Origin of the sequence: Streptomyces sp. NPDC049915, assembly GCF_040656475.1 — a bacterium.
In the GTDB taxonomy this organism is placed as follows: Bacteria; Actinomycetota; Actinomycetes; order Streptomycetales; family Streptomycetaceae; genus Streptomyces.
Genome location: NZ_JBFAMH010000067.1, coordinates 1 through 3,571, shown reverse-complemented (window position 1 = coordinate 3,571; position 3,571 = coordinate 1). Strand labels below are relative to the sequence as shown.

3 protein-coding genes and 1 pseudogene are annotated in these 3,571 nt (G+C 67.1%); all 4 read right to left on the bottom strand.

The genetic code is table 11. From position 1 onward, the window contains the following. Positions 1–364: 364 nt before the first annotated feature. The gene (locus AB0J12_RS39415; protein WP_363269626.1) at positions 365–517 is read right to left on the bottom strand and encodes a hypothetical protein; all 153 of its coding nucleotides are present in this window, start codon (positions 515–517) and stop codon (positions 365–367) included. A 291-nt stretch (positions 518–808) separates the two neighbouring features. After that, on the bottom strand, positions 809–1,174 hold the full coding sequence (locus tag AB0J12_RS39410; protein WP_363269625.1) for a hypothetical protein: 366 nt from the start codon (positions 1,172–1,174) through the stop codon (positions 809–811). Between the two features lie 139 nt (positions 1,175–1,313). Continuing rightward, positions 1,314–2,954: an APC family permease gene (locus AB0J12_RS39405; protein ID WP_363269624.1), complete on the bottom strand. Its 1,641-nt coding sequence runs from the start codon at positions 2,952–2,954 to the stop codon at positions 1,314–1,316. Between the two features lie 171 nt (positions 2,955–3,125). Beyond that, a pseudogene (locus AB0J12_RS39400) lies at positions 3,126–3,334 on the bottom strand (CoA-binding protein); the annotation flags it as partial. Positions 3,335–3,571 lie beyond the last annotated feature (237 nt).

The window sequence follows — 3,571 nt, the reverse complement described above, 5'->3', positions numbered from 1 at the left end:
CGCAGCCCGATCGCCTACGAAGCAGCGTCCCGAACAACACCAACTACGCTGACCTCAGCCGCATAACCCGTGTCCAGGACTCGGGGTCAAGGCCCAACGGCTCCTCAAACTGACCATGTAGGACACGGTCTAAGCGCTTGGGCCGCAGGTTCGAGTCCTGCCGGGGGCGCACGTCTCAGCCCTCCCGCCTGGGAGGGCTTTTTGCTGGTCAGAGCAGGTGCCGGGTGGCGTGACGAAGCCCCGGACGCTCCCTCGATGATCAAGGGCGGGATCCGGGGCTGTACGGCTGTCACCGGGTTTTCGCGGGTGGCTCTGTCGAATACGTGTCGAAGTTCTGGGCCGGGATCAGCAGGCGCCGGGTACCTCAGGGAGATCGGTCCGGCAGCTGCCCGTCGACGCATCGGGCGTACGTGGCGAGGAGCACAGCCACGCTGTTCCCGGCCCACTCAGCGACCTGGGCGGGCGGGATGCCGTCGTTGAGCCACTTCGTGAGCTGCGTGTTGCGGTTGTCGTACACCCGGCGCGCGGTGGGCGACTCGTAGACGTGCGGGGGCAGTACGGCCTTGCGGGCGCTCCGCCACGCCCGAGGGATGACGGATCCGGCGAAGATGCCGCCGGACTCACCCTGGAAGAGCAGATCACCCGGGTGGAGCTGTTCGTCCCGGATGTGCTGCCGCAGGATGCGTCAGGGCCGGATGCCCCGGCACGGTGCGCGTCTCGCCCTCCGCCCGGCCTTTCAGGTCGCGTTGCTCGTGGATCTCCCCCGTGTCGGTCCACTGTTTCCCGACCTCGGGGGTCGCCGTGTGGATCAGCAGCTCGCACCACTGGTCCTCGCGTCGGGCTCGGGCAGCGTGACGTCCTCGACGCGCATGGCCACGGCTTCCTCGGGTCGGGGGCCGCAGTAGTACAGGGTGGCGAAGAAGGCGTGGAGCCTCTTGCCGCCCCGGGGCCGGCGCCGTATCCAGTCGAGGATGGCCGCCGCCTGCTCGGGATTCAGCAGGGACCGCTTGTCGACGCCCTTGGGCAGGGGGTTGGTCGGCAGGATGCGCCGCCGGATCGCGTACTTAATGGCGACGTTGAGGATCCGGCGGTTGCGTTTCCACGATGTCTCGGGGCGCTGCAGGCGTCGGTTCGTGTTGACGGCCCACTCACGCAGAGCGGTGCGTACGGCCACGGGGGCGAACGCGGTGGGCTGGGCGCCGCAACAGCGCGACGGTGGTCTCGGTCAGGGTGTTGGCGAGGTTCTTGACCACATTATGACGGTGTCCCGTCAGCCACGGCTCGGCTGACGGGACACCTGGTGCGGGAGTGGCTCAGTGGGCCGGGGCGTCGGTGACCACGACCTCCTCGATGCTGCGCTCGATCGCCTCGGGCTCGGACGCGGTCGCCTTGGCCCAGTAGTAGATGCCGAGCGAGAACACCGTGACGACCAGCATGTCCCACCACAGCGGCAGCTCACCGTTGCCGCCGAAGGTGCTCAGGTAGGAGATCACGCCGATGCCCGCCAGGTAGGGCAGCAGCCACTGCGCGGCCTTGAAGTCCAGCCGCGGCGCGTTGGGCAGGTTCTTGCGGACGGCGTACCAGGCGTACGAGCCGAGCAGCACATAGCCGATGAGGATGGCAAAACCCAGGCGCCACAGCGTGTCCCAGCCGGACCAGAAGATGATCAGGTTGGCGACCACGAAGGACAGCGGCGCGATGATCTGGCCGGCCGGCAGCTTGTACGGACGCTCGTGGTTCGGCAGACGGTCCTTGAAGACGCCGTAGGCCAGCGGGGCGCCCGCGTACATCAGCACGCTCGCCGAGGTGATGAAGCTGACCAGCGTCTGCCAGCTCGGGAACGGCAGGAAGCAGATCACACCGGTCACGAACGAGACCGCGAGACCGAACCACGGCACACCGCGCTTGTCCGTCTTGGCGAACACCTTCGGCGCGTAGCCGTTCTTGGCGAGGCCGTAGGAGATGCGGGAGGTGGCGGTGGTGTAGATCAGGCCGGTGCCGCCGGGGGAGATGATCGCGTCGGCGTACAGCACCCAGGCCAGCCAGCCGAGGCCGACCACCGAGGCGAGACCCGCCCAGGGGCCGCTGATGCCAGCGTAGGCCAGGTTCGCCCAGCCCTTGGCGAAGGAGGCGTGCGGCAGGGCGGCGATGAACACGACCTGGAGCAGAACGTAGATCACGGCGCCGATCGCGACCGAACCGAGGGTCGCGCGCGGCAGGTCACGCTTCGGGTTGCGGCTCTCGCCGGCCAACTGGATCGCCTGCTCGAAGCCGAGCAGGGCGAAGATGATGCCGCTGGAGCTGATCGCGGTGAGGACGCCCTTGGCGCCGAACGGCGCGAAGCCCTCGGAGGCGAAGTTGGCCGGGTGGAAGTTGCCGATCGCGATGATGAAGATTGCCGCGAGCGGGACCGCGATCTTCCACCAGGTGGCGGCGCTGTTGGTGTGTGCCAGGACGCGGACACCGAGGAAGTTGACCGCGACGAACACGGCCATCAGGAGCACCGCGACGACGATGCCGCTGGCCGTCAGCGTGCCGTTGGCGTTCTGCAGCCCGTCGGCGAAGTGCCAGTGCTTGGCATAGCCGATCATGGCCTCGACCTCGATCGGAGCCACCGTCGCGGCCTGCAGCCAGGAGAACCAGCCGAAGGACATACCGGCCAGGCCGCCGAAGGCGTAGTGCGGGTAGCGCGCGGTGCCGCCCGCCACGGGGAACATGCCGCCGAGTTCGGCGTGCACCAGGGCGAGCAGCACGATGGCCACCGCGCCAATCACCCACGAGATGATCGCGGCGGGGCCCGCAGCCACAACGGCCTTCTCGGCGCCGAACAGCCAGCCGGAGCCGATGATGGAGCCAACCGAGGCCCACATCAGACCGATGAGTCCGACGTCGCGGCGCAGACCACTACCGGTGTCGCTTGTGGCTACCGGTGCAGCCTGGTCGACATTCGTCATGTCAAGTGGCCTCTCAGATTTCGTATACGCAGGAGCGAGCAAGAAGGCCACACGCTAGAGACGATTTCCGAGCGAGCAAAGACTGTTAGCCAAATCTTGACCCGGGATAGTAGGTGTCTTGAGCACACGTTCAGTCACGGCCTTGTCACAGGTCAGGCGCGTATGCGAATGTCAATATTCAGCAGCGGATTGTGAGTAGAAGGAGATTCGCCAGCGCAGACGGGGAATTTCCATCGCCGGGCAACGGTCCATGACCATCTCCAGGCCCGCGTCCCTCACGCGCGCGTACGCGGCCTCGTCGTCACCCCGAGCTGCACCCTGCAACAGACCGCCTTCGCGCCCTTGGCGGCGGCCTCGTCCGCGATCGCCGCCCTGCCTGCCGCCGGGTGCGGGGTGAGGTTGCTTCGAAACCTTCCGGGCCAGCGACTTCGATGTGCTGTCTACTGGCGCCGCTGTGCCTGCCAGTGATCTGTTGCCGCTGCACCGGACACTTGTATTGATCACGAGCGTTGTTGACAGGGCCGGGGCTTGATCATGGCGAAGACCTCCGGTGTGGTGGAGCTGTCTAGGACTGCACCGCACGGAGGTCTTCGTGTCCCACCGTAATGCCCGGCTGA

Coding starts and splice junctions, on each gene's coding strand:
- AB0J12_RS39405 (WP_363269624.1), bottom strand. CDS start 2,954: ATGACGAATGTCGACCAGGCTGCACCGGTAGCCACAAGCGACACCGGT.